Annotated in this window: 24 protein-coding genes; 8 read left to right on the top strand and 16 right to left on the bottom strand. The window is 42.5% G+C overall.

The genetic code is table 11. The features are described from left to right. Nucleotides 1-5: 5 nt before the first annotated feature. The 7 genes from BUC20_RS13885 to BUC20_RS13855 all read right to left on the bottom strand — a co-directional run bounded on the left by BUC20_RS13885 (nt 6) and on the right by BUC20_RS13855 (nt 8,327). Nucleotides 6-1,640 (bottom strand): beta-N-acetylhexosaminidase, encoded by a 1,635-nt coding sequence (locus BUC20_RS13885; protein ID WP_234994519.1) that lies wholly within the window; start codon nt 1,638-1,640, stop codon nt 6-8. Nucleotides 1,641-1,645: 5 nt separating this feature from the next. Beyond that, nucleotides 1,646-3,088, bottom strand: coding sequence for a sulfatase family protein (locus tag BUC20_RS13880; protein ID WP_073231842.1), 1,443 nt, complete (start codon nt 3,086-3,088; stop codon nt 1,646-1,648). 4 nt (nt 3,089-3,092) lie between these two features. Further along, nucleotides 3,093-3,863 carry an SDR family NAD(P)-dependent oxidoreductase gene (locus BUC20_RS13875; protein WP_073231591.1) on the bottom strand — a complete coding sequence of 257 codons (771 nt, stop codon included), beginning with the start codon at nt 3,861-3,863 and terminating at the stop codon, nt 3,093-3,095. Between the two features lie 24 nt (nt 3,864-3,887). Then, entirely contained in the window at nt 3,888-5,027 is a 1,140-nt protein-coding gene (locus BUC20_RS13870) for a DUF4861 family protein (protein WP_073231590.1), read from the bottom strand. A gap of 66 nt (nt 5,028-5,093) precedes the next feature. Further along, nucleotides 5,094-5,936 (bottom strand): 5-dehydro-4-deoxy-D-glucuronate isomerase, encoded by an 843-nt coding sequence (kduI, locus tag BUC20_RS13865; RefSeq protein WP_073231589.1) that lies wholly within the window; start codon nt 5,934-5,936, stop codon nt 5,094-5,096. A 99-nt stretch (nt 5,937-6,035) separates the two neighbouring features. Beyond that, on the bottom strand, nt 6,036-7,238 hold the full coding sequence (locus tag BUC20_RS13860; protein ID WP_143166790.1) for a glycoside hydrolase family 88 protein: 1,203 nt from the start codon (nt 7,236-7,238) through the stop codon (nt 6,036-6,038). A 54-nt stretch (nt 7,239-7,292) separates the two neighbouring features. Beyond that, nucleotides 7,293-8,327 (bottom strand): LacI family DNA-binding transcriptional regulator, encoded by a 1,035-nt coding sequence (locus tag BUC20_RS13855; RefSeq protein WP_073231587.1) that lies wholly within the window; start codon nt 8,325-8,327, stop codon nt 7,293-7,295. Between the two features lie 332 nt (nt 8,328-8,659). Between BUC20_RS13855 and BUC20_RS13850 the strand changes: the two genes are divergently transcribed. From BUC20_RS13850 to BUC20_RS13840, 3 genes are read left to right on the top strand one after another with little or no spacing between them, the layout of a single operon-like run. Beyond that, entirely contained in the window at nt 8,660-9,400 is a 741-nt protein-coding gene (locus BUC20_RS13850; RefSeq protein ID WP_073231586.1) for a (Fe-S)-binding protein, read from the top strand. Between the two features lie 12 nt (nt 9,401-9,412). Next, nucleotides 9,413-10,789, top strand: coding sequence for a lactate utilization protein B (locus tag BUC20_RS13845; RefSeq protein ID WP_073231585.1), 1,377 nt, complete (start codon nt 9,413-9,415; stop codon nt 10,787-10,789). Further along, nucleotides 10,782-11,378 carry a LutC/YkgG family protein gene (locus BUC20_RS13840; RefSeq protein WP_073231584.1) on the top strand — a complete coding sequence of 199 codons (597 nt, stop codon included), beginning with the start codon at nt 10,782-10,784 and terminating at the stop codon, nt 11,376-11,378. Before BUC20_RS13845 ends, BUC20_RS13840 begins: the two co-directional genes overlap by 8 nt. A 7-nt stretch (nt 11,379-11,385) precedes the next feature. Here the strand turns inward: BUC20_RS13840 and BUC20_RS13835 are convergent, their stop codons facing one another. From BUC20_RS13835 to BUC20_RS13825, 3 genes are read right to left on the bottom strand one after another with little or no spacing between them, the layout of a single operon-like run. Further along, nucleotides 11,386-11,775 carry a VOC family protein gene (locus BUC20_RS13835; protein WP_073231583.1) on the bottom strand — a complete coding sequence of 130 codons (390 nt, stop codon included), beginning with the start codon at nt 11,773-11,775 and terminating at the stop codon, nt 11,386-11,388. 17 nt (nt 11,776-11,792) lie between these two features. Then, nucleotides 11,793-13,313, bottom strand: coding sequence for a WG repeat-containing protein (locus BUC20_RS13830; RefSeq protein WP_073231582.1), 1,521 nt, complete (start codon nt 13,311-13,313; stop codon nt 11,793-11,795). Between the two features lie 39 nt (nt 13,314-13,352). Next, nucleotides 13,353-15,275: a PAS domain-containing sensor histidine kinase gene (locus BUC20_RS13825; RefSeq protein WP_073231581.1), complete on the bottom strand. Its 1,923-nt coding sequence runs from the start codon at nt 15,273-15,275 to the stop codon at nt 13,353-13,355. 215 nt (nt 15,276-15,490) lie between these two features. Here BUC20_RS13825 and BUC20_RS13820 point away from each other — a divergent pair, with 215 nt between their 5' ends. Together BUC20_RS13820 and BUC20_RS13815 are read left to right on the top strand one after the other, a co-directional pair. Then, entirely contained in the window at nt 15,491-17,029 is a 1,539-nt protein-coding gene (locus BUC20_RS13820; RefSeq protein WP_073231841.1) for a choice-of-anchor I family protein, read from the top strand. Between the two features lie 163 nt (nt 17,030-17,192). Next, nucleotides 17,193-19,610, top strand: a complete 2,418-nt coding sequence (locus BUC20_RS13815; RefSeq protein ID WP_073231580.1) for a TonB-dependent receptor — start codon at nt 17,193-17,195, stop codon at nt 19,608-19,610. 47 nt (nt 19,611-19,657) lie between these two features. Here BUC20_RS13815 and BUC20_RS13810 read toward each other — a convergent pair whose 3' ends face one another. Then, on the bottom strand, nt 19,658-20,101 hold the full coding sequence (locus BUC20_RS13810; RefSeq protein WP_200800941.1) for a GNAT family N-acetyltransferase: 444 nt from the start codon (nt 20,099-20,101) through the stop codon (nt 19,658-19,660). A gap of 320 nt (nt 20,102-20,421) precedes the next feature. Between BUC20_RS13810 and BUC20_RS13805 the strand changes: the two genes are divergently transcribed. Then, nucleotides 20,422-20,970 (top strand): GNAT family N-acetyltransferase, encoded by a 549-nt coding sequence (locus tag BUC20_RS13805; protein ID WP_073231578.1) that lies wholly within the window; start codon nt 20,422-20,424, stop codon nt 20,968-20,970. Further along, on the top strand, nt 20,960-21,718 hold the full coding sequence (locus BUC20_RS13800) for a carbon-nitrogen hydrolase family protein (RefSeq protein WP_073231577.1): 759 nt from the start codon (nt 20,960-20,962) through the stop codon (nt 21,716-21,718). Before BUC20_RS13805 ends, BUC20_RS13800 begins: the two co-directional genes overlap by 11 nt. A 16-nt stretch (nt 21,719-21,734) precedes the next feature. Here the strand turns inward: BUC20_RS13800 and BUC20_RS13795 are convergent, their stop codons facing one another. From BUC20_RS13795 to BUC20_RS13775, 5 genes are all read right to left on the bottom strand, one after another. Then, on the bottom strand, nt 21,735-23,132 hold the full coding sequence (locus tag BUC20_RS13795) for a pyridoxal phosphate-dependent decarboxylase family protein (RefSeq protein ID WP_073231576.1): 1,398 nt from the start codon (nt 23,130-23,132) through the stop codon (nt 21,735-21,737). Nucleotides 23,133-23,234: 102 nt separating this feature from the next. Then, nucleotides 23,235-23,654, bottom strand: coding sequence for an OsmC family protein (locus tag BUC20_RS13790; RefSeq protein WP_073231575.1), 420 nt, complete (start codon nt 23,652-23,654; stop codon nt 23,235-23,237). A 30-nt stretch (nt 23,655-23,684) separates the two neighbouring features. Further along, nucleotides 23,685-23,987 (bottom strand): GNAT family N-acetyltransferase, encoded by a 303-nt coding sequence (locus BUC20_RS13785; RefSeq protein ID WP_073231574.1) that lies wholly within the window; start codon nt 23,985-23,987, stop codon nt 23,685-23,687. Between the two features lie 27 nt (nt 23,988-24,014). Then, complete coding sequence (locus BUC20_RS13780) at nt 24,015-24,323, bottom strand: GNAT family N-acetyltransferase (protein ID WP_073231573.1); 309 nt, start codon at nt 24,321-24,323, stop codon at nt 24,015-24,017. Between the two features lie 19 nt (nt 24,324-24,342). Beyond that, a complete protein-coding gene (locus tag BUC20_RS13775) occupies nt 24,343-25,215 on the bottom strand; it encodes a pirin family protein (protein ID WP_073231572.1) in 873 nt (290 codons plus the stop codon). Nucleotides 25,216-25,614: 399 nt separating this feature from the next. Between BUC20_RS13775 and BUC20_RS13770 the strand changes: the two genes are divergently transcribed. Beyond that, nucleotides 25,615-26,586: a phosphatidylinositol-specific phospholipase C gene (locus tag BUC20_RS13770; RefSeq protein WP_073231571.1), complete on the top strand. Its 972-nt coding sequence runs from the start codon at nt 25,615-25,617 to the stop codon at nt 26,584-26,586. The last annotated feature ends 18 nt before the right edge of the window (nt 26,587-26,604 follow it).

Here is a 26,604-nt window from a genome sequence, read left to right as displayed (position 1 = left end):
TAAATTTACAACTCTGTATTGAACCTTTTTATTCCTTTGCCCACTTTTACAGGTTCCGGATACTTACGGCTTGGGAAAGGATCATAATAATAGAGTGCGTCCTGCTCATATAAGGCCAAATGCCCTTTCAGGCGCTGCATAAATTTCTGAAAATCTTTACCTTCTTTTGGAGACCAGGCGGCTTCTGCCAGGGCAGTGATCCTTGGAAAAACCAGGTAATCCAGTCGCTGTTCCGTCTGTACGGTTTCTGTCCACAGGTTGGCCTGAATTCCCAGAATCTGATTTTTATTCCGGGCCTCGGATTGGTATTGATCTGCTGAAAAAGCATATACGTTTTCCAGCGGGTTATAGAGTTTACTCCATTTACGTCCGTAATTGTGGGTGCTGTCCTGTACAAAATCAAAATACAAGGGTAAGCGCGGGCATAAGACCGTTTCATATCCTTTATTGAGCGCTGACTTCAACACTTCCGGCTTGTCGTGTCTCCACCAAAAAATAATGGTTTTATCTTTTGGTAAATCGGCATCCGTCATTTCATCCCAGACCAATAGCTTAGCATTCATGCGGTACAGGGAGTCGGCCATTCGTTTCATGAAATAGGTTTCCACCTCTTTTGTTCCGGCAAGATTTTTATCCGTCATCAGCGCACGGATTTCCGGATCGGTAGCCCATTTTTGATTGCCATAGCTCACCTCATCCCCACCAAGGTGTACCATTGCGGAAGGAAACAGGACATTGGTTTCTTTGAGGATATTGGTCAGGTAAGTATAAGTTCCTTCTTTACCGGGATTAAAAGTAAATTCAGGATGTCCCGGAGCTCCGCCGCCACTAAATTCAGGGTAGGCTTTATTTGCGGCTGTAGCATGTCCGGGCATGTCTATTTCTGGTATTACTGTAATGAACCTTTTTGCCGCATAAGCCACCACTTCTTTCACCTGTTCCTGGGAATAATACTGCACAGGTGCAAATTCATTAACGTAATTACCAGCCCCTCCTACCAGGGCCAGTTTAGGGTATCTTTTGATTTCTAAACGCCATGCAGGCTCATCGGTAAGGTGCCAATGGAGTTTATTTAACTTATAGAAAGCCATCCAATCGATGATAGATTTGAGCTTTTCCATGCCAAAGAAATGTCTGGATTCATCCAGCATAAAACCTCTCCAGCCATAGGCTGGCTGATCTTCCATTTTCCAGCCTTTGAGGTTCAGGGTTCCTTTCGTGTTTTTGCTCTGCCGGATCACCTGTAATAAAGAAGTGGCTCCGTAAAATGCACCGGATGCTTCTCTGGCAGTAATGGTAATTCCATCTTTATTGATGTCCAGGGCATAGGCCCCTTCCGGGCTTTTCTTTTTTGCTGACAGTACAAACCTGATCGCAGGTTGTTTTACAGATTCCTGAGCTTGCAGCCCTAATGTCAGCTGCTGGGTTTTCAGTAATTCTTCCTGCAGGTACTGGGCAATTGGCCTTAGCGCTGCATCATTCAGAACAATTGGGGTATTTGACTGGAGTATAAACTGGCTATCTGTCTTTATTGCCGATACAGGCATTGGAATCACCGGACAATAATCCTGTGCAAACCCCATTCCCGGGCTGAGCAGCAACAATGCTGCAAGCAGGACTTTAGTTTTCAATTTCATCATTTGGTTTAGTTTACTTTGCCTGCCGGTCTTCTGTTGGCACCGATACGTTTGGTCAGGTCATCTCCCAGATCCTGCCTTGCTGCTTCGGCATACCCTTCAATTATTTTAACCATCTCCGGATAACTTGCCTGAACATCATATTGTTCTCCCGGATCATGGGAAAGGTTATATAGCGCCATTTTTACAGGAACATCAGGTTGTGGTCCAGGGTATCCGTTTTTTCCGGCTACTCCAACAGTATAGGTTCTGGAACTATGCGGAAATACCAGTTTCCAGTTTTTATACCGTACGGCTTTCAGGTTATTGACATCATAATAATAGTAAAACACTTCTCTGGGTGCTTTATCCGTCTTTCCGGTAAGCAGGGAAGAGAAATCTATGCCATCAATTTTGTTTTTTGGCAATGCTGCTTTTGCAATGGAAACGATGGTAGGCAGCAAGTCAATATTGACCATCAGGTTAGAGTTGACACTTCCTGCGGCTATTTTTCCCGGCCATCGGATGATACAAGGCACCCTTGTTCCTCCATCCCATGCCGTTCCTTTTCCTTCTCTCAATCCTCCGCTTGAACCCGCGTGATCACCATAGTTTAACCAGGGACCATTGTCGCTGGTAATGATGAGAATGGTATTTTCAGACAGTTTATTTTCATCCAGGCTCTTCATGATCTGACCTACCGACCAATCCAGTTCCATCACCACATCGCCAAACAATCCCTGCTCACTTTTCCCTCTAAACGCAGACGAAGCCGCTAAAGGAACATGAGGCATTGGTTGTGCCAGGTACAGGAAAAAAGGTTCTTTTTTATGGGTACTGATAAAATCAACCGCTTTTTTTGTCAGGGTTCCGGTTAGCTTTCCCTGATCTTCCAGGTTGTCATTATAGGCCACCACCTTATCTCCATCCAGAATAGGCAAACGCGGATACCTTCCCCTGTAAGTACTGGAATCCAGTGCTTTTCCATCGTAACCCACCGGCCACATGTCATGAGAATATGGAAGGCCGTAAAAACTATCAAAACCAAAATGAGTGGGCAGATAAGGTGCTTTTGAACCCAGGTGCCATTTTCCCAGCATCCCGGTTTTATAACCCGCCTTTTTTAATAAGGAGGCAATGGTTTCTTCGGAAGTGTTTAAAGCCGTTTTAGCTTCAGGACTTAAGGCATGGGCAAGGCTCAGCCGGTTTGGATAACATCCGGTAAGCAATGCCGCTCTTGATGGGCTGCACACCGCCTGTGCAGCATTAAAATGAGTGAGCCTCATTCCTTCTTTTGCTGCCTGGTTGAAATTGGGTGTAGGGATTCCACTCATTCCGTAAGGTTCGGTATCTCCGTAACCCATATCATCCATATTGATGATGATGACATTTGGACGGTTATTCTTTTTGTCCTGGGCTTTCAAAGAAAGCGCCAGGGCAAAAAAGCCGATGATCAGTAAAGGTCTTTTCATGCGTTTACCTCCCCATCCATCCGCCATCCACGGTCATTACTGTACCATGCATGTAGTTTGAGGCTTCAGAAGCCAGAAAAACAGTCGGACCTTTAAAGTCTTCCGCTTCCCCCCATCTTCCGGCAGGAATGCGCTCCATAATTGAGCGGCTTCTGTTTTCATCTGCTCTTAAAGCGGTGGTATTGTCGGTAGAAATATATCCCGGTGCAATCGCATTTACATTTACTCCTTTGGAGGCCCATTCATTGGCAAAAGCTTTAGTCAGCTGACCAATTGCGCCTTTACTTGCCGCATATCCGGGAACGGTAATCCCGCCCTGGAAAGTCAGTAATGAAGCGGTAAAGATCACTTTTCCACTTCCTCTAAGGATCATCTCTTTTCCGATTTCCCGGGTCAGGATGAAGGGTGCGGTTTGGTTTACAGCAATCACCTCATCCCAATATTCATCAGAATGTTCCGCAATTGGTTGTCTGAGGATCGTCCCTGCATTGTTCACCAGGATATCAATCACCTGATGTCTTGCTTTTACGGTTTCAATAAAGCTTTTCAAAGAATTGCGGTCGTTGAAATCACATTGATAAGCAGAAAAGTTTCTACCCAGTGCTTTTACAGATTTTTCAACTGCACTGTTTTCCAGTTCCAGACTGGCAGATACACCGATGATGTCTGCTCCTGCTTCTGCAAGGGCTTCGGCCATGGCTTTGCCAATTCCACGTTTACAACCGGTAACCAAGGCTACTTTACCTTTTAAATTGAATAAATTCAGTACTGACATTTGTTATATTTTAAGAATTGAAATTTATTGAACAGTTACTTTTAAAGGCTGTTCCAGTGCTTGTTTAAAATTGTTCAGGTAATCGAACCAGGCTGATGCGCTGGTGATTTCCTGTGCTTTGTTCCATGCTGCGCCATTGTAATATACGACAGCTGTTCCGTTTTTTGTGCTGGTCTGGGTTAACAATTGTTCATTGCTCACTTTCATTTTCAGCTTGGGGTCAGCCACAATGGTACCGACTCCGGTGATGCCATCGGCACCATGCTGAGGCTCCCAGTAGCCCATGATTCCCTGCTGCTCATCCAATAACAGTTTTCCGGGTTCTGCTCTTTTGATAATGCCTACTACTACTGGCAAATCCTCCGTTCCATCGTATTGATAACTGGCTTCTACCCTGTTCAGATGAGAACCGGCATCCAGAGAAATTGTCTTGGTTACTTTTACTGATCTTCCTTCTACATCCCAGTTGTCATAGATCAGCTGAAAAGTAAAGCGCAATGGTCCCTGATCCACAATTTTCCAGTTGCGGTAATTTTTAGGGTAATAGATTTTGTCTTTGATATAAGGGGCAATATCGCCTCCTCCAAGGGTAAGCCCCACATGGTAATAGTCATTGCCATCCCCATGATCTACATGGTACTCTCCTTTTTTGTAACGCTCATTTAAGATCATTCTGGTGGTCCGTTTACCCCAGATATCAACCCCATAAGCCATTTCTTTTGGTGTCGCTTCCAAAGCTTTACCATACATCCTGAAGGCTACTTTATCATTTTCCCAGGCAAAATCATCTTTACGTTCCGGAACATAACGCCCGAAGGTTTTCTGAACGGCTTTAGCCGCTTTTCCAGGAACAACAGACAATTTAACGGAAGCATTTGGTTGTACATCCAGTTGTACCAACAACTGTTGCGGACTTGTTTCTCCTTTGTATTCCAGCTGGAAAGGAACTTCTTTCTGAGCAGCGTTCAGGACTTTAAAATTTCCGGTATCGATGCCCGGGAACTTAGAAAGGATGCTTTTCCATTCTACCGCAGTTACCGCTCCGGTTCTTTTTAGTTTTGAAGTGTTCTGAATGGTGATGGTTGCCTTTCCATTTTTTGTTTGTGCAGACAGCACTACAGGCAAGGCAGAAAATGCACATATAAACAGGATTATCTTCTTCATTGGTTCATACGGTTAAAGGTGATAAGGCTGTTCAGAAATCTTTCCGAACAGCCTTATTAGGTTTTGTTATCTCAATTCAGTGATGGCACAGTGATCCATATCACCATAGTCCAGATTTTCTCCGGCCATTCCCCAGATAAAGGTATAATTGCTCGTTCCTGCTCCGGAATGTACCGACCAGTTTGGCGAAATCACCGCCTGTTCATTTTGCATCCAGATGTGTCTGGTTTCCTGTGGTTGTCCCATAAAATGACACACACTTTGTCCCTGGGGGATTTCGAAATAGAAGTAAACTTCCATCCTGCGGTCGTGGGTATGTGCAGGCATGGTATTCCAGACACTGCCGCTTTTCAGTTCGGTCATCCCCATCTGCAGCTGGCAGGTAGGCAATACGCTGTTTACGATCAGTTTATTGATCACCCTGTGGTTGGCTGTTTCTGCCGAACCAAGTTCTACCACCTCAGCCTCTGTTTTGGAAACTTTTTTTGATGGATACGTATGATGTGCCGGAGCGGAGTTGATGTAGAACTTTGCAGGGGTATTGCCATCTGCAGAAGCAAAACTCACTTCTTTAGTTCCCTTACCAATATACAATGCTTCTTTGAAATCGATTTCATAACTGATTCCATCGGCAACGACTGTTCCTTTACCACCAACATTGATGATGCCAAGTTCTCTTCTTTCCAGGAAATAGCTGGCCTTCAGGTTTTCCGGATTGGAAAGCAATACCGTTTCTTTTACCGGCATTACCCCTCCGAAAATATAGCGGTCGTAATGGGTTAACGTCAGGTGGATGGCATCTGCTTCAAAAAGCTTTTCCATCAAAAAATTATCGCGTAAAGCCTGGGTATCTAATTGTTTTCCTTCATTAGGGCTCAGTGCGAACCGGCTTTCAAAATGTGTTTGCATCTTATCTTTTTTATATTGTTAATATTTTGTTCTTCTTTTCCTGATTCAGTTACTCCTTCAGCTGACCAGATTTTGGCAGGTGTTCTTTGTTTAAACGCCTTATGATTTTAAGTACCAGTTTTTATAGCGGTGTAAAGCTTCCAGGAAGTAATAATCTGCATAGGTTAAAGGCACATCGATTTCCGATTTGTGTGGAATTGAACCTACGCTATGCATCAATAGAAAACCACCATTTTCGCCAAGTTTAGCACGATAAGCATCAGAAGAAAGCGAACGGATCATCTTTTCTGCAGCCGCAACATATCCTTTTGCTTCTTTTTTATCCGTGTATTGCGCCAGTTCCAGTAAGGCAGATGCATTTACCGCAGCAGCAGAAGCATCACGTAAAGCGTTTGGAATTTCCGGTGCATCAAAGTCCCAGTAAGGAACCAGGTCTTTCGGCAGGTGTGGATTGCTCAGGATAAATTTAGCGATGTTTTTTGCCTGAGTCAGGTAACGTTTATCTTTTGTAAAGCGGTACATCATGGTATATCCATACAGTCCCCAGCTCTGACCTCTGCTCCATGCAGATTCGTCAGCAGCACCTTGTGCAGTTTGTTTCTTTACCACTTTACCAGTTTTCATGTCATAATCCACTACGTGGTAAGAACTGAAATCCGGACGGAAATGATTTTTCAAAGTCGTGTTTGCATGGGTAATGGCCACCTCTTTGTATTTTTTATCTCCACCATGGTCACTCACCCAGCTCAGCAGCTCCAGGTTCATCATGTTATCGATGATCACTGGTCCACCCCATTTTTTGTTTGCATTCCAGGACTGGATCACTTTTGCTTCAGGACGGTATCTGGTGGTTAGTGAAGCGGCAGCAGTATCAATCGTTGCTTTGTCTTCCGGTTTGTTAAAAAGACGGTATGCATTTCCAAAGCTGCAATACATCATAAAACCAAGGTCATGGTTTCCGGTATAGTGTTTTTCTTTTTCCAGAATTCCCAGGCGGGCATTCGCTTCTTTCAGGGTTTCCTGATCTTTGGTATATTCATAGATATATAAAAGTGTTCCAGGGTAAAAACCACTGCACCACCATTTGGTATCACTTGTCTGAACCTTATTGGTTTTCGCATTATAAGTTTGCGGCATCACATCTGCCGGAACATTTTTAGCCAGCACTTTGTATTGCTGTTCCGCAAATTTAAACTGATCATCGATCAATTGTTTCATTCCAATCTTTCCAGCCTCATTCTGGGCTAACAAAACCATACTGTTCAGCATCAAACAGCTAAAAAAAACTCCAAGCTTTCGCATAATTATTTATTTATTTCAATTTGTATATTAAACACTTTAATCACCTTAACTCCTTTAAGAAGACATCCTTCGGATCAGGTCTACCGGAATGACATAAGGTTTTGCTTTAACCGCTTCACTTTCATGTCCGTTTTTCAGTAAATCCATCAATACTTCCACTATCTTTTTTCCAACCAGATCCGGGTGTTGCTCGATCGTAGATAAAGAAGGCGAAATAATGGAGGTCCGGGGATCATTCGAATAGCCGATCATTTTCAATGTATCGGGAACCGCGATTCCATTCTCTTTTGCAAACTCCAGGGCAGCGATAGCCGAAACATCGTTGGCAGAGAATAAACCATCAGGAACCTGTTCTCCTTCGAACATTCTGCTCATGGCTTCCCTGGCATTTTCGTGGGTTAATTCCTGATGGAACACCCAATCTTCATTGATCGGAAGTTTATGTTGTTCCATCGCCTTCCGGTATCCTGCAGTCCTGTCCTGATACAGGTTGGAGCTTAGTTTTCCGGAGATGTGTGCAATTCTTTTACAGCCTGTTTCAATCAGATGTGTGGTGGCCAGGTAACCTCCTCTGAAATCATCTCCTTTGATAAATGTAGCGTTGTAAGGGCTTAAAGGAACACGATCGTAAAAGATCACCGGAATTCCGCTATCCACCAGTCTGTCGAAATGGCTAAAATCTGTGGTCTGTAAGGTACAGGCTACAATTAGCGCATCTACTCTGGAAGAATATAAGATCTCTGCCAGTTCCTGCTCCATGCTGAGGAGGTCATTGGATTGGCAGATGATGAGGTTATAACCATGTTTATGTAAGCTGTTCTGAATCGTTGTGATGACTTCCGCATGGAAGAACATAGAAATACGGGGAACAATCAGTCCGACGGTATTGGTTTTATTGCTCCTTAATCCCGAAGCCATCTGGTTCCTTCTATAGCCGAGCTGAGCCGCCATTTTCAGGATGTCATTTTTCGTTTTCTCTTTGACATGAGGATGGTTATTCAGTGCCCTTGAAATTGTTGCCGGCGAGAGCTTTAAAGCTTCGGCAATGTCAAGAATCGTGTTCTCTTGTGGTTTTTTGTCTTTACTCATTAATAAAATTGAATTTCATTCGAAATTATTTGTTCCATAAAGGTGATGAAGCTATCATCAGCAGATTAAACAAAGGCAAGCTAGTCATTTCTGCAATAAAATGAAAACGTTTTCAGTAATTTAAGGGTGACAATATATCGTCCGTTATTTTGGCAATGTATTAAGCGGAATTGACGACAGGACTTTAAATCCCGCTTCAGTCAATATCAGGGCTGCAAGCGCCGTTCCTGTATTTCAGAATGGTTTTCCTAATTCCATCAAAAACAGCTATCTTCCGCCTTCAATAAGTGTTCTGACGTTATTTTCAGCGGAGAACCTCTTAATTTTACTTTATGAATGTAGGCCTTTTCATCCCTTGTTATATTGACCAGTTTTATCCGAATGCGGCAATTGCCACCTTAAAACTACTTCAGAAATTAGGGGTTAAGGTCAGTTACCCCATTCATCAGACCTGTTGCGGACAGCCGATGGCGAACTCAGGTTTTGAGCACCTCACCACAGGTTGTAATGAGCTTTTCATTAAAAACTTTGCGGAGTTCGATTATATCGTTTCTCCTTCCGGAAGTTGCGTTTTACACGTAAAAGAGCACCTGCACAGTCATGAGGAAGAAGAGAAAGCCCAGGGGGTAAGAAAGAAAGTGTATGAGCTGACAGAATTCCTCACTGATATCTTAAAGGTCGATAAGCTGACTGCGCGCTTCCCTCATAAAGTAGGCGTACATCAAAGCTGTCATGGTCAGCGCGGATTAAAGATGTCGCAGATGACTGAGCTGGTTGCTGAGCCTTTTTCTAAACCAATGCAACTGTTGCAGATGGTGCAGGACCTGGAGCTGGTAGAACTGAGCCGTCCGGATGAATGTTGCGGTTTTGGCGGAACCTTTTGCGTTGCCGAAGAAGCCATCTCTGTAAAAATGGGTAAAGACCGCGTGGCTGACCATGTTAACCATGGCGCACAATACATTACCGCCGCAGACATGTCTTGTCTGATGCATATGGAAGGGATTTTACGTCGTCAGAACAGCCAGGTCAAGGTTTTACATATTGCAGAGATCTTAAATGCAGAAGAAGTTTAAACACCCGAACAGATGAGCACAGGAACAAAAGACCACGCCGGATTAGCCGATATATTTAATGAAGACGAAGCACGTGTAGACTGGCATGATGAAACCCTGTGGTTTGTTCGTGCCAAGCGCGACAAAGCCGCACATACGCTTCCTGAATGGGAAGCCCTGCGGGAAAATGCTTCAAAAATCAAAGACAATGTGCTCTCCAACCTGCACGATTATTTATTGCAGTTTGAAGCAAAAGCCCAACAAAATGGCATTACCGTACATTGGGCTGCCGATGCAAAAGAACATAACGAGATTGTCACCTCCATATTAAAAGCACAAAGTGTAACCAGGATTGTAAAGAGTAAATCCATGCTGACTGAAGAGTGTCACCTGAACGAACACCTTCAGCAAAACGGAATTGAAGTGATCGATACCGACCTTGGCGAGCGCATTGTTCAGCTTGCAGAAGAACCACCGAGTCATATTGTACTTCCCTGCATCCATAAGAAAAAAGAAGAGATTGGCGAGTTGTTCCATGAACACCTGGGTACGCCTCAGGGAGAATCTGATCCTCAGTTTCTGACTGCTGCTGCCAGGGTTCACCTCCGGGAGAAATTCCTGACGCGTAAAGCCGCGATTACCGGTGTAAACTTTGCCATTGCCGAAACCGGAGAATTTGTCGTTTGCACGAACGAAGGGAATGCCGATATGGGTGCACACCTTGCCGATGTACACATTGCCTGTATGGGAATTGAAAAGATCATCCCCAAAAGAAAACATTTAGCGGTATTCCTGAGGTTATTGGCCAGAAGCGCTACCGGGCAACCCATCACCACTTATTCCAGCCATTTCAACAAGCCCAGAGCAGGGCAGGAAATGCACCTGGTATTGGTAGATAACGGACGGACGAAACAACTGGGAAGAGCAGATTTCCGCAATTCCCTGAAGTGTATCCGCTGTGGGGCCTGTATGAATACCTGCCCTGTTTACCGCAGAAGCGGCGGACATAGTTACCATACTGCCATTGCAGGGCCAATCGGCTCTATTCTGGCACCTAACCTCGACATGAAGGAATATGCAGACCTTCCTTTTGCCTCTACCCTTTGCGGCTCCTGCACAAATGTATGCCCGGTAAAGATCAACATTCATGAACAACTCTATAAATGGAGACAGGTGATCGTAAAAGAAGGTTATGCGGACAAGAAGAAGGCAGTAGCTATGAAGGCGATGGAATTTACGTTATCCCATCCTTTCGTTTATAAGAATGCAGGAAAGGCTGGTCGTTGGGTAATTAAACATGCGCCTTTTATGGTGAACAACAACCTTAACCTTTGGTACAAACAACGAGAGATGCCGGAGCCTCCAAAACAGTCTTTCAGCGAATGGTACAAGAAAAATAATAATGAATAGCAGAGCACAGATCCTTTCCCGTATAAAAGAAAACCAACCGGAATTAAGCAGTTTACCTGCTGACTTAACCGCTCCATTGCAATATCCCGACCCGGTAGAGGTATTCAGTACCGTATTGAGCAATATCGGGGGAACTACCGTTCCGGTAAAGAGTTATGAAGAGATACAGCAATATATAAAAACACAATTTGCCGATCAGAAAAGAATCATTTCGACCATACCAGAGCTTTCCGCAGTAACTGAAGCAGGTTGGGAAGGGCAAGATCCGCACAGCTATGAAGATATAGATATTGCCGTCATCAGAGCCCATTTTGGGGTAGCTGAAAATGCAGCGCTATGGGTGACTGAAGAATTGATGCAGCAAAGAGTGATTCCTTTTATTTGTCAGCAGTTAGCAGTGGTGGTTCAGAGGAAAGACATCTGTTCCAATATGCATGAAGCTTATGCGAAGGTAGCTGATGCGGTGTATGGTTTCGGGACTTTTATTGCAGGCCCTTCAAAGACTGCAGATATTGAGCAATCTTTGGTATTGGGTGCACATGGTCCAAAAAATATGACGGTATTTATTCTGGAGATGGCTAAAGATTAGTTCAGCATCAGTTCAGCTCTACCACGACGATCTCATTGCCATATAAATCCAGGCAATGAAGAAAGCGGAAGCTATCACCCAGCATTGGTTTCTTGTTGACGGAAACTTTATTCACGATCAGCTGCTGATAAAGCTCTATGATATCGGAAGTGTAAATCACCATCAGTGGTGCTCCTCCGGTTTGATGACCAACTCTTTGTTGCTGCTCCTCACCTACCGCCTGCATCAACCAGATGCCCAGCGCATGTTCTCCTTTAGTACCTAAATGAAGATACCGTTCTCCCTCTGGCGAAGTGGTATCGGATAAGCGATGAAAGCCAAAGTTCTTTTCATAAAATTTTGCGGCTGCGTCATAGTCATTGACCAAAACAATCATTCTTCCTAAATAATTCTTCATGATATAAAAATAATTATTTATTTATTAACTGCACCCTTAAAATATTCATTTCCATACAAATCAATGGTACATGGCCTGTTATTCAAAACAGCTTCAATCATCCCATTATACCCTCTCCAATAAGGTTCATTAGTCTTTGTCTGGATGATGCTGTCATATTTTAAGGGAAGGATTAAAACACCTTTATCATCCGAAATGCCGTATTTCGGCCCTATTTTCACGATATTAAGGTTTCCTTCAGTCCCATCTAATGTATAAAATTTATCATAGGTAGGTTTCAATATCACCTCCCCGTTTAGTTTCCTGATTCCGGTCTTTTTATTTATCGAATAGATAAAAACCTGATTATTTATATCTATTCGTGGCATATTATCACAAACAATTGGTAAAACAACCTGTGCTTTGGCGTTAAGGACACCCCATTTGTCTTTTAAACTTACATAAAACAAATCTGCCTTAAACGATCCGTCATTGATCGGAATTAGATCATCATAAATTGATGGAATAACTGTTTTCCCCTTGCTGTCGATTACCTTTTGCTTCCCCTTATAAATCACCTTTGCAAATTTCCCTGAAAGCTCAAGAAACTGATACATAGGCTTGACCAATTCATGGCCTGCAGTATTTACAATACCCTTTCTCAGGGTCTTGTCTCTCCCCAAAGAAACGACTGCCAATCCATCATGATTAAAAACACCTATTTCGCTATAAGTAGATTTTGAAAGCGGATTAAGCTGAGCATCTAGTAGTGCAACGCGATCATCACCTCCTTTAAAAGATCGGGTGATGTAGACTCCTCCCATCCCAACCATTTCTATATCATTATAAACCGGGGCCAATCGTGTTTTCCCCAAAGTATCAATTATCCCATATTTGCGTACCTTGCCTTCCAGCACCTGAATCTCTCCAAATTCTGATTGTGCAAACCCCATAGGTTTCTCCAGATAAACATATGGACTAAGGGCTTCCCCTGCTGCGTTAAACAAGGCATATTTATCATCCTGCTTCTTCACAAATAAATCAGGCAGCCGGCTTACACATCCATCATATTTTTCAGCATCATACACAAGATCAAGATTATTGTACCCCTGAAATGCTCCTTCTACCAGGAGAAAACCAAGCAATTTCTTATTTAGTCTTACATAAACAATACTGTCTTTGTAAATCTCAAGCCGGTCATAAATAGCTGGGATTTCCACTCTGCCATTCCGGTCTTTCATGCCATACTTAGTACCATCAATAAAAGAGAAAAAACGATTCTTTAGCCTTTCCGACTTTTTGATGGGTAATCCACGTGTAAATATGCTTTTATCGGGAACTTCATTTCCCATGGTGTCCAGGTAGGATTTTTCTCCATTTTTGATAAAACAAGCATGTTTACCCAACACAGAAGGACTAAAACTCCCCACCAGTTCGTATCTCCGCTCTTTAATCAATTCCTTAAACTTAGGGTCCGCAACATAACCTTTACTATCCGGACTAAAGGGCTGTGCGAAAACAGTAGAAACAGAGGACCATAAAATAGTCAGAATTATCATTAAAGACCAGTTGTACAACATGGTCTTAAAATTAGTGATTTAGTGCTTAGGCTGAACCGGCAAGGTGAAATAAAAATTACTTCCAATACCGGGTTCGCTGTTCAAGCCAATCTTCCCATTATGGCGGGCAATGATGTCTGCACAGAGGTAAAGGCCAATACCAAAACCGGAAGCATTTTTTACCTGCAGATCATCAATCCGATAAAAACGATCGAAAATCTTTAACGTGTGGTTGTTGTCTATTCCAATTCCATGGTCTATTACAGAAACCAACACTTCCTGATTTTGCAGTTTGGCCGAGACTTCCACTTTTCCTCCCTGAGGAGAATATTTAATGGCATTACTGATGAGGTTATCCATCACCTGGGTGATCTTATGGCGGTCGGCCATGATGAGCGGCAGTTCTTCAGCATCAAACGATACCGGATGGTTTTTCTCCTGAAACAAATAATCGCTTGCCACATCCTGAATGATCTGGTTCAGGTCGATCAGTTCCTTTGTCAGCTCGGTCTTATTGGATTCAATTTTAGACAAATCAAGAAAGCTATAGACCAGTTTCGTCATTTTATTGATCTGTCCTTCAATTCTCGTCCCAATGCTATTTACAAATACAGGATCGGACACTCCTTTTCCTGTTTTGAGTAGCTGAGCATAAGCCTTTAGGGAAGTCAGCGGCGTTTTTAACTCATGACTGGCGATGGCAATAAAGTCATTTTTTTGCATCTCCTCATGTTTACTTTCCGTGATGTCCATTACTGTCCCCAGCATCCTTAGTGGCGTACCTTCCTTACTAAACAACACTTTTCCCATCACTTTAATCCAGTAGATGACCTTGTCCGGACGAATGATCCTGGCCTGATAGTTATATTTCCCTGAGATCAGCGCGGTCTGAAAAGCGATTTCTACCGCTCCTGTATCTTCAGGATGGATGACAGCACGCAGTTGTTCATGACTGAGGTTTGTGACTCCGGGATAACCAAACAAATCGGCCAGACTGGAAGAATAAATAATCTCACGGGTTTGAAGGTTCAGGTCCCAGCTTCCAATCCCGGTAGCTTCAGAGGCAAGACGAAGTCTTTCTTCTGCATTTTCAATATCTTTTCTGGCGATCACCTGTTCGGTTACTTCGTTTGCCAGGGAAAGCATTCCGGTAATTTCCTTCTTTGGGCCATATACAGGTTCCAGATTCAGGTCAAAATAATAGGTTTCCATCACCCCGTTGCGGTCGTACGTGACCGGGGATTCCTTACTTAAATAAGGCACACCGGTATTGACCACCTGACTATAGATTTCCCTGTACCCTGCTTCCTGGAGCGAGGGAATTAACTCAAATATAGAATGCCCAAGCACCTCTTCAGGTGCTCCTTTGTTCCACATCTTACAAATGGCTTCGTTTGCATATTCAATGATGAAATCATCTTTTGAATACAAGGCCATCCCCATTGGCGCTTTCAGAAACATTTTATTGAGGCGTTGCTGCTGCAATACCAGATTCTCTTCGGAAGTAGCCGCCATTTCTTTGAGCATCACCTGAGCGGTTACATTGGTGGTTGTATTTACGATGTAACAGACCTTGCCTGCGGCGTTGAAAACAGGCTGATTGGAATTTGACCAGTAGAAAGGCTCCATTCTGCCTGTTTCACTGGAATAGATGTCGTATTTATAAATTGGGAGGTCTACTTTCTTTTTTGTCTTCATGACCTCGGTAATGGCCTTCAGTGCGCGTTCCTTTCCCGAGGGGTCCTTTGTATTGTCCGGAAAAACGTCAAACAGGTTTTGTCCAAGCAACTCCGCCCTGCTTTTCATGGAAATTTCTATAAACCGGTCACTCACCGCGAGAATGGTGTAATGTGGCGCATTGGCCTTAATCACAACAGATTGAGGGGAGTCCTTGAAAAAAGACTGAAACATTTCTCCTTTGTATAGAGAATCGTCCAGATCTTCTGAGTAAGCATTGTTCATATCTGTTGAAATTAACCTTTAGTCCAGATCAGGTGATGTACAATTTTTATGCCCAAAATCAGATCAATTTTATGATAATTAATCTGTCCATCGTTAACAATATCGTAATGTGGAGCTTAAAACGGGATAACATCACAAACCTACTTTTGTCGGATTGGAACCACCATATATTTTACAAAATAAGCCACATTTCCTTACCTGAAAAAAACCGTTCTATGAAAAGAAACATACTATTTGGTTTAATGTTAGCAGCCCTGATCAGCTGTAAAAAAGACAACGTACAAATACCGGTAGAGACGCCTGAAATCATTGTCAACGAAGATCCGAAAACCTTTGCCGAGATTGGCAGCATCGACATCGGTGATGAAGGTGCAGCAGAAATTACTGCCTTTGACCCGATCACCAACCGTTTATTTGTGGTGAACAATACCACAGGCAACAACAGGATAGATGTGATCGATTTCAAAGACCCAACAAAGATGACAAAGCTGAGTAGCATCAGCATCACTCCTTATGGTGGTCTGGTGAACAGTTTAAGTGTTCATGATGGAAAATTAGCAGCAGCCATTGAGTCGGTCAACAAAACTGATAATGGTAAAGTCGTTGTCTTTAAAACCAGTGATTACAGTGAAATTAAAGTGATTACCGTAGGTGCGTTACCAGATATGATCACCTTTTCTCCTGATGGCAAATACCTGTTAACTGCCAATGAAGGTGAACCAAGTCAAGATTATACTACAGACCCTGTTGGAACGATTTCCATCATTTCGGTGACTGAAAACTATGCAGTCAACACGATTGACTTTGGTGCTTTTGCCGGAAAGAAAGATGAACTTGCAAAAAAAGGATTCAGGATTTTTGGCCCGGGCAAAGATTTCTTAAAAGATATAGAACCAGAATACATTACCATTTCTGAAGATTCCAAGACGGCTTGGGTAACGCTGCAGGAAAACAATGCGATTGCTAAAATCAATATTGCAGCTAAAACCATTACCGATATCTTCCCATTAGGGTTCAAGGATTACAATGTGGCTGGAAATGAGATTGATCCCAGCGACAAAGACAATGCTAAAGTTTTAGGAAAATGGCCGGTAAAAGGCATGTATCAACCAGATGCTATTGCCTTATTGGAATCCGGTGGCACCCCCTATCTGTTTACAGCAAATGAAGGTGATGCCAGAGAGTATACGGGAGTAGGAGGCTATGTTGAAGCGAAAAGAATTAAAGATAAAGATATCAAATTAGACCCGACCGTATTCCCTACCGCAAGCATATTACAGAAAGACGAGCAGCTTGGAAGGCTAAACATCACACCGACTTTGGGAGATACCGATGGAGACGGTGATTACGATGAGCTTTACTCATTTGGTGCACGTTCATTCAGTGTGTGGAATGGCAATACCGGTGCTCAGGTTTACGATAGTAAAAATGAGCTTGAGCTCAAAGCCATAGCTGAAAATCTGTATGATGACCTAAGAAGCGACGACAAAGGGGTAGAACCGGAAGGAATTGCAATTGGAACTGTAGGAAATAAAAAACTGGCTTTCGTAGGAATGGAACGGGCTACTTCCCTGGCTACTTATGATGTCAGCAATCCTGCTGCACCTGTCTTTCTTCAGATATTAAAAACCGGTGTAGAACCCGAAGGAGTTCTTTTCATCTCCCCTAAAAACAGTCCGACAAAAAAGAGCCTGTTAATTGTCAGCAGTGAAAAAGATGGCGTAGTCAAAGTCTACACGCCTAAAACGATATAAAAAACACCATGATATAAGGTTGAAAACACGACCTATATTCAATTAAACCGTTGCGATGACCATTCATTGCAACGGTTTTTATTTTACATCCAAACTCCAGAATTCCTTCAAAATTGGCAGGCATCTTTACGCTATAAAACTTCCTTATAGAAAAATGCTACCTATGATGATTAAAATAAAGCACCTCCTTGTCCTATTGATTTTTCTTCCATTTGCGTCCTGGTCTCAGGTTCATACTGTGACTCTTTCAGGGACAATTAAAGATGCTAAAAGTAAAACCACTATTCCTTTTGTAAACGTCTTATTAAAAAATGCAAAAGACAGCAGTTTTGTAGCCGGAGGACTGAGCAATGACCATGGTCTTTTCAGTATGGAAGGCATAAAAAGCGGAAATTACTTATTAGCCATCTCTTATGTTGGCTACACCACCAGAATACAACCGGTACTATTGGGCAACCTCAGTAATTTTCAGGACCTTGGAATTATAGAACTTCAGGAAGATGCAAAAGCATTGAAAGAGGTGGTCATTAGTGGCCAGCAACAAGATGGACTGAATGCAAAGATGGACAAAAAAAGCTTTTCTGTTGCCGCAAATATCAGTCAGGCGGGAGGCTCGGTGTTACAGGCGATGAAAAACCTGCCAGGGGTAACCACTACTTCTGATGGAAAACTGGAACTCAGAGGAAGTGATAAAGTCGCCATATTGATAGATGGAAAACAAAGCGCCATCACTGGTTTTGGCGGACAAACCAGCTTAGACAACATTCCGGCATCCGCCATTGAACGTATTGAAATCATCAACAACCCATCTGCAAAATTTGATGCCAATGGCAATGCCGGAATCATCAATATCATTTATAAGAAAAATAAACAGGAAGGTTTTAATGGAAAAATCGGCTTATCTGCAGGTTTAGGCGCATTGTGGCAAAGGAAAGAGAACCTGCCTGGAATTCGTCCACAATACCAGGGTACACCAAAACTCAACCCTTCGTTATCGCTCAATTACCGAAAAAATAAGGTCAACACCTTTTTCCAGGGAGATTGGCTCTACACACAAACACTAAACAGAAATGAGTTTGCAGAAAGAACCTACGACAATGGGGAGCAGATTCAACAACAGGTAAAAAGAAACCGCATCACCACTTTTGCGACTGCAAAAACAGGGATGGACTGGACTATCAATGCAAACAATACCTTCAATGTATCGGCATTGTTTAACAGAGAAAAGATCACCGACCGTGGGGATATCCCCTATTTTAACAGCCTCAACATGGAACGCCTGAGGTTATGGCAATTTCTGGAGGATGAAGTGAAATATACAGCAACTGCTTCAGCAAACTATTCGCATCATTTTGAACAACCTGGTCATCAGTTAAATGCCAGCTTCAATTATACCTTTCACAGAGAGGATGAAAAATACTTCTTTACCAATATCATGCCTTCTTTTACCGGGGAAGATTCCTTTAAGCTCCTTTCTGATGAAAGGGTTTCAGACCTGAATGTGGATTATGTACGTCCTTTAAAATACGGCCGGATTGAAGGAGGCCTGAAGTTCCGCAGCAGAAGCATTCCTGTAAACATGCAGTTCTTTCCAGGCTTAAATTCGCCTTTAGATGTCAATGCCGGAGGTTGGGCAGATTATAAAGAAACGATCCCTGCACTTTACGGAAATTATGTTTTCGAGAGCAATAAATTTGAACTGGAGGCCGGATTAAGGCTCGAATATGTTAAAGTAGATTATAAAGTGAATCCTGGTCACAACACCTACAAAAGCGACGGTTATGAATACACCAAACCCTATCCTAATTTACGCCTCGCCTATAAACTGGATGAAAGGAATAAGTTTTCTGTCTTTTATAATTACCGTATAGACAGACCTAATGAAGTAGACATCCGGATATTTCCGAAATACGATGAACCGGAGCTGATCAAAGTAGGAAACCCAGCCCTTCGCCCTCAGTTTACGAGCAGTTTCGAACTTGGATATAAAAACAATTGGGACAAAGGTAATTTATACACCGCATTGTACCACCGGATTACAGATGGAACCATTACCAGAATTGCCACTCAGGCACCCGGGAGCACCCTTCTCTATAATATATTTCAAAATGCCGGACGCAGCTACAATTCGGGACTGGAATTGATTTTTCAACAGAAACTGACAGACTGGCTTTCCCTGAATACCAATGCCAATATATATCAGAATACGATTAATGCTTTCAGCGTAGAGAATAAATACCCGGTTTCTGTTGCATATTCAGCGCCCAGGCAGCAATTGATTTCCGGAAATCTAAAGGTTAACGGGGCATTTAAGCTGCCACAGAAATTTGAGGCACAACTTACCGGGATCTATTTAGCACCGGATATTATTCCTCAAGGCAAAATCGACTCCCGCTTTTCTCTTGATATGGGAATAAAGAAAGACATTCAGAAAGGCGCTGGCGAACTGTTTTTAAATGCAACGGATGTTCTAAACACCCTTCGAATCAGTAAAAGGATTACTGGCAATGGCTTTCAGCTGAAAAGTACAGACTATTTGGAAACACAGGTGTTCCGCCTCGGGTACAGTTACAAATTTTAATGCAGTAACTAATTTTGATATGGTTACAAATTTTGAGAGCAGAACATTTAGCCACTGATACCTGATTCTTTTTTTGAACCCGGCTCTCTCAACAGAAACCAATGAACCATTTCTTCTTTGATGATTTTCTGATAGAAGCCAAGACGCTCCAAAGTTTTTGTTGAGCCTTCATTTACATGCATACAGCGGGCGGTTATAACCTTTACCTGCTGTTGCTTAAATGCCCATTTGATCATTCCTTCCCCTGCTTCAACGGCATAACCTTTACGCCTTGCAGAATCGACAATCCCATAACCAAGGTCTACCGCTCCTTCTCCGTCTGGTTTTCCTTTAAAGCCGATATCTCCTATGATTTCCTTGCTGCCTTTTTCAACAATAAGCCAGGATTCGAAGCCCGAGGGCTCGTCCACTAATTCAAGATTATTTACAATTCTTGGCAGCGTTTCCATCATATCTGCATCAGGCCATCCCTTTCCAGGTTTTAGTCCCATACCAGATAAGATTGTGTATTGCTGATTTAATATTTCTTGCGCAATAGGAATGGTAAATGGAATTAAAAAAAGGCGGTCGGTTGTTATCTTCTTGATTTTCATGGCAATAAAAACTCAATATTAAGCATATTTTTCTTCCTTAAACTATAGAAACAAAAGCTTATTTACAAATAAAAATATTTAGCATATCAATTGCAGGAGATTTTTGCCAATTTTGGGCCTCAACACAATACCATAAAGAATTTAGGAATGACCGCTGAACTGAGCTCAGGAACGCTCTTGAGAACAATTAAAAATCAATAAAAAGGATAGATATACTAATGAAAATTTTTGCAGAAACAGATCGGATCATCATGAGGGAACTGCTGATGTCTGACAGCCAGAAGATGTTTGAAATGGATTCAGATCCTGAAGTTCATTTATACTTAGGAAACAAACCTTATACACAACTGTCGCAAAGTGAAGAAAACATCAGGTTCATCAGACAGCAATATGAGGATAATGGAATTGGCAGATGGGCAGTTATTGATAAAGAAAGTAATGAATTTCTGGGTTGGAGTGGTTTAAAATTCATCACCACAACAACCAACAACCGGGTTCATTTTTATGAAGTGGGTTACCGTTTTCTCAAACAACACTGGGGAAAAGGATATGCAACAGAAACTGCAAAAGCATCTTTAAAATATGCCTTTGAAACGCTCAACCTGAGCCATGTATATGCGATGGCACATGGAGAAAATGCAGGTTCAAGGCATGCATTGCAAAAGTCAGGACTTATAATCACGGAACATTTTGACCACGAAGGGATCAAATGTGATTGGTTTGAAATCTCTAAAGAAAACTGGTTAAAACAACAAAATGAAGGATAATACCACCACCATTATTGCTGCAGCCCAATCCATTTCTATAAGGGGTGATGTAGCGGCCAATACCAGAACACACCTGCAAATGATTGAGCGTGCAGCGCAACATCAGGCCGCATTGATCTGCTTCCCGGAATTGTCATTAACAGGATATGAAATGGACCTGGCTGAGGAGCTGGCGTTTACCTTAGGGGATGAACGTTTGAATGTTTTCTCCCAGGCTGCAAAAGAACAGGGCATCATTATCCTCATTGGCGCTCCTGCAAGATCAGCGACCGGCTTACACATTGGTTCTTTCCTTTTTTATCCTGATGGAAAAACAGATCTGTATACCAAACAGTTTCTTCATCTGGGTTCTGAAGATGTCTTTTTCAGTGCAGAGACAGCGCAGAGAGACGTGATCGTTCATTTGAACGAAGAAAGTATATTTTGTGCCATCTGTGCTGATCTGACCCATCATGAACATGCAGCCAAGGCTTCTGCCAGCAAGAGCAGCGTTTATTTTCCCAGTGCATTGATCAGTAAGAATGGCTATGCGACGGATGCCGCTTTCTTACAAAGTTATGCTTCAGAATTTCAGCTAACAGTGATCCTGTCTAATTATGGCGCTCCATCCGGAGGCTATGATGCTGCCGGCCGAAGCGCGATCTGGTCTGCTGATGGCACACTGCTCCATGAGATAGACGGGGCTGGTGAAGCCTTACTGATCGCCACAAAAGAAAATGGTTCCTGGTCTGCCAGAACAGAAAACTAAATTTCCAGAACAGATCTTAAAATTCCCTCAGGGTCTGTTCCATGGAATCAATTGCCATCAAAACATCGTTTTCGGTAGTTCTCCAGTTGACAAACGCAGCCCTGACCGCCTGTTTCCCACGATAAACAGTTGGTGTCATAAATACAATTCCTTTTGCATTTAAAGCGCTCAGGAACTCAAACACCTGCTCCTCTTCTTTGAGGGTAAAACAAACCGTATTTAACCTCACCGGAGCTAAAAGTTCAAAAACGTCACTTTTTTCTATAAATGCCGCCAGTTCCATTGCCCTGGCAATGCAGCCTTCCACAATGTCCTGATACCCTTTAGTGCCATAGGCCTTCAGAGAAAACCAGGCAGGTAGCGCCTTTAAGCGTCTGGAATTTTCAGGCAGGAAATTCAGGTAATTAAAATTTTCCAGCGGATCGCCAAGATAAGGGGCATTCGAATTTTGAAAACTCTCCATCTGTAGTAAACGATGTTCCTTTTTAACCAGGAAAAAGGCATTTTCATAAGGAACATTTAACCATTTATGACAATCGATGGTGATGCTGTCTGCCTGCTCCCATCCTTTCAGCAAATGGCTATAGGCCGGAGCACAGGCGGCAAAAGCACCAAAAGCCGCATCCATATGCCACCAGAAATTGTATTTTTCTTTTAACTTCAGAATACCCTCAAAATCATCAAAGTCAACGGTATTTACGGTACCTCCGCTGGAGATCAGGATAAAGGGAGCCCCATTTAATTCCAGGATTTGTTTTTCCAGGTCCTGCAGATCCATGGCTTCCCTGTTGCCTGGCATCACCTTTACCTTAATGAGGTTCTGACTGCCGAATCCTAATAAAGCGAGTGATTTTACCGATGAAGAATGCGGTGTTGCCGATAAGACTTTCAACTTTCCTGAAATTCCTTCTTTGGCAATATCATAGCCATTTTGTTTCCCTAACCATTGCCGGGCGACAGCCAGACAGGTAAAGTTCGACATCGTTGCACCCGTTACAAAACCACCAAGATAAGCATCATCAGGAAGTCCCAGCAATTGCAGCAAGAGGCGAACTGTTTCCAGTTCAATAATTGCAGAAATGTCACCTTGTCCTTTAATGGTCTGGGTATTCTGGTCGTACACTGTAGCCAGCCAATCTCCCACAATTGCTGCCGGAGTAGATCCACCCGTCACAAAACCCCAATAACGCGGTCCGGTTGAGGCCACGATGATCTGGTCAAAACGGGATTTAAATTCTGCAAGTGCGTGGATTGCACCCGTTCCCTGTTCTTCCAGATGTTGGTATGCGATCTCCTGATTACTAATGCTGGTTGGTCTGTTGTTAATCCCGGTTAGAAACTCAAGTCCTTCGGCCTTTACCTGATTCAAGATCAGGTCCAGCTCATTCAGGTCTTTTTTTAATAGCTCATTCATGTGATCTCTTTGATTAATTGAACACACAAATTTTCAATAATAAACCTGCATAAAAGCAATGCAGATTTATTTATTATGAGGGTAACAGTTGGATATTTCTAATTAAAAGACATCGTCTACGACGATCACTTCGTTCTTTAGAATTTTGGAAATCGGACAGGATTGTGCGATTTTCAGCAACCTGTCTTTTTGTTCTGATTCCATTGGCTGATTGAAAAAGATGGCCCTTTCAATCGTGGTCACTAGTTTTCCATTTTCGATTCTCTGGAAAAGGTTGGCCTTAACAGTGATTTCAGGAATTGTCCATTCCTTGCGGGCGATGTACATACGGAGGGTGGCCAGGGTACAACTCGCCAAAGAAGACAAGAGTAAAGTATAAGGATCAGGACCAAGGTCCTGTCCGCCTAAACTTACCGGCTCATCAGAAAGTAATGTACCATTTCTCCATGTGATCGTGGTCTGGTATTTTACCTCAGCAATGCTGGCAACTAAAGGTTCGGTCAGAATATATTTTTTTTCCATTTTTTATCAGGAGGGTCTGTTTGATTTCTTTTATTTATTTCTGTGATACTCGGGATCAAGCTGTTTGCGGTATTCCGGATGTTTTTTGATAAATCCGGAAACAAAAGGGCAATAAACCATGACCAGCTTATGCTGATCTTCAGCATATTGAAAAGCAAATCTTGCCAGTGCAGAGGCAATGCCTTTTCCCTCCATTTCTTTGGGCACCGTCGTATGCATCATTGCAATATCTTTTTTATACAAGCGATAAGAAAGCACCGCTATCTCCCCATCTAAGGCTACTTCAAACTGAAGCTTCTCCTTGTTATGCTTTACTTCGTAAGATTCAGACATCTCTGTTTATTTAAAGTGTTAAACCTCTTAATGAGGTTTAACACTTGCATCTACAATTCTATTCCAATCCGGATGACGTTTCAGATATGCCGCAACCAGCGGACATAAAGGAATAAGTGTATATCCGTTTTCTTCGATATAGTTCAGGGTTTTCTCGATCACTGCTGTTGCGGCACCTTTGCCCTGCAATTCTTCAGGAGCTTCGGTATGGATCAGCCAGATCTTTTTATCGTGCTCTTTATAGTCGATAAATGTGGTATACTCACCCACCTTAAGTTCAAAACGTTTAGCTTCCTGGTTCTTAACCAGGGGAAGCGCTACATATTCCTCATTCATATCTTTAAATATTTAATTGTTAATCTGCTAGTTCACCAAATTTACCCATATTGAAATCAACGATAGCCTGACTGATTTCTTCTTCTGTGTTCATTACAAACGGACCATAACTTACGATAGGCTCGTTCAAAGGTTCTCCGCTCAATACCAAGATAACACTTTTCTGATTGGCTTTAATGTGGACCTCTTCTCCTTCATTTCTGAACAATACAAAGCTGTGTTCTCCGGCCATCTCGCCATTGACTTCCACACTTCCGTTGACCACCAATAATGCGGTATTGTGTCCGGCCTGGATGCTGGTGCTTACTTCCCCACCTTCATTCAACTTAATGTCGAACAAATTCACCGGGCTATACGTTTGTGCAGGTCCTGCAACGCCATTAAAGTTTCCGGCAATGACATTCACTACTCCGGCACCATCTGCCAATTCTATTTTACCCATTCCTGCGGCAGTCAATTCCTGATAATGTGGCGCTGTAGATTTATCTTTTTTAGGAAGATTTACCCATAACTGCACCATTTCAAAAGGACCACCTTTTTTCGAGAAGGCTTCTTCATGGTATTCTTTGTGCAAGATTCCATTTCCTGCAGTCATCCATTGTACATCGCCGGAATTGATGATTCCTGAACTTCCTGTACTGTCGTGATGGGCAACGGTTCCTTTATAAGCGATCGTTACGGTTTCAAAACCTTTATGTGGATGGACACCTACTCCCCTCATGTGATTTGAAGGACCGAAATCGTATTCCGGATTAAAGTCCAAAAGTAAAAACGGACTTATTCTCTCCTGAGGAATGCCTGCTCCGGGGATATAATTAAATACCCTGAATCCATCACCAACCATATGCGGTCTGCCAGAATTTGTCACGATTTTTTCAATTAACTTTTTCATGTTGTTTCTCCTTGTTTTTTAAGCAATCATTCTCAACTTCTGCTGGTATTTATGGGTTTTTCTTAGTCAACCTTTCTTAACCAGTTGTTGTTTGAATTATTGTATACAAAGATACCTACCCCTTTATTCCCCCACATTGATATAGGATAAGAAGTGAGGCGAAAAAACTTAATCAAGGTTAAGAAATGAATATGTTTTCAGTCAACCTCAAACTTTAATCCCGGATTAACATCCTTTTAATGACAGGAGCGTTTATTTACAACCTAAACAAAGCATCCATCCTATGATCTTAAAATCTTTAAGCCAGCTCTCCATTCCTTTTCATACAAAACACTAAAACGCTTAAGCAGACCATTTTAATTACCTATCTTAATATTTAAATCAAACCTTTAATTTATTATGAAAATCACATCCCTAAAAGTCCAGTTAATCCTGGCAGCAACCATTTCCTTTACCGCTTGTAAGAAGCAGGACACTGAAAACTCCCAGCTCACGTTAAAGTCGGAGAAATCCATCATGGCCCTTCCTACGGTCAACAACTTCACGATGAGCAACTGGATGGGTGCTTTATCCAATGACCTCAACCTTGCCCAGCTTTCTATTCCCGGCACCCATGATTCAGGAGCCAGAAACGAACCTATTTCAGGAACTGCAAAAACACAGAATCTAAGTATTGCAGAACAGCTTACTGCTGGTGTGCGGTATCTGGACATCCGCTGCAGACACATTGGCAATGGCTTTACCATTCACCATGGTGCCATCTATCAGAACTTAAATTTTGATGATGTCCTGAATGCCTGTATCAGCTTTCTGAATAACAATCCTACAGAAACGATCATTATGAGTGTAAAAGAAGAGCATACACCAACTGACAATACCCGTAGTTTCGAACAAACCTTTGATGCTTATGTAGCGCAGAATGCTTCGAAATGGGATTTAGGGAATGGCATTTCGACCTTAGGATCTGTTCGTGGCAAGATCAAATTATTGAGAAGATTCAGTGCAGGAACGACAAAAGGAATTGATGCTACGAACTGGGCAGACAATACTACTTTTGAGATCAACAATCCTGCTGCAAATCTAAAAATTCAGGATTATTATAAAGTAGAAGACCTGAATGCCAAATGGACAAAGGTAGAATCGCTTTTAAATGAGGCAAAAAACAGCACGGAGAACAGGTTATATGTAAACTATGGCAGTGGTTACAAACCGGGGATTTTTGGAATCCCGAACATCAATACGGTAGCCAATTCCATTAACCCGAAGATCAATACTTATTTCACTGGTGCTGCTCATGGAAGATATGGAATCATCCCATTGGATTTCATTGATGCCACCAAAAGCCAGTTGATTGTGAATACCAATTTTTAAAAGACAATCTTTAACCTA

The sequence above is a fragment of the Pedobacter caeni genome (assembly GCF_900129215.1).
GTDB classification, from domain to species: domain Bacteria; phylum Bacteroidota; class Bacteroidia; order Sphingobacteriales; family Sphingobacteriaceae; genus Pedobacter; species Pedobacter caeni.
This window is presented reverse-complemented; position numbering and strand designations above follow the sequence as displayed.